Here is a 501-nt window from a genome sequence, read left to right as displayed (position 1 = left end):
GATCGCTCTAACCAACTGAGCTACACCCCCTTTTTTTAAAGTTTTGGTGGGCGGTAAAGGACTCGAACCTTTGACCCCCTCGGTGTAAACGAGATGCTCTACCAACTGAGCTAACCGCCCATACCAAGAACATTGTTTTTTATATCTTTTAGTACCATTACGTCAAGTTTTATTAATAAAAAAAAACGTCCTAAAAGATAATTTTCTTTATTTATATCTAATAAGAACTATCAAGAATTACAAATTTTTATGACTTGTAAAAAAACTATTTTTTTTTAAGATAAACATATAATTTCCACTAGGTAGTTTCTCTGTATTGCAAGAAAATCCCTCTGCTTTCGACATTATATAATAATCTGCTAAACGATGAATATGATCCCCTTGAGTTTTGTCAGGTGGAAATAATTTTTTAAAATCAAAAGTCATTTTCTTGTTTTTAATTATAAAGAATATAAATCTTTTAAATATTTTAAATAAATTTTTAGCAGGTTCACCTATCAT

The 501-nt window shown here is 29.3% G+C and carries 1 protein-coding gene and 1 tRNA gene; both read right to left on the bottom strand.

What is annotated here, in order from left to right; genetic code table 11:
- Window positions 1–44: 44 nt before the first annotated feature.
- Window positions 45–120 (bottom strand) — tRNA-Val (locus tag AMN84_RS02255).
- Between the two features lie 117 nt (window positions 121–237).
- Window positions 238–501, bottom strand: a 264-nt coding sequence (locus AMN84_RS05050) for a hypothetical protein (RefSeq protein WP_075483015.1), incomplete at its 5' end; no start/stop codon positions are given.

It is taken from the genome of Candidatus Pelagibacter communis (assembly GCF_001180105.1).
Classification (GTDB): domain Bacteria; phylum Pseudomonadota; class Alphaproteobacteria; order Pelagibacterales; family Pelagibacteraceae; genus Pelagibacter; species Pelagibacter ubique_K.
Note: the sequence above shows the minus strand (reverse complement) of the source record. Positions and strands in the feature narration are given on the sequence as shown.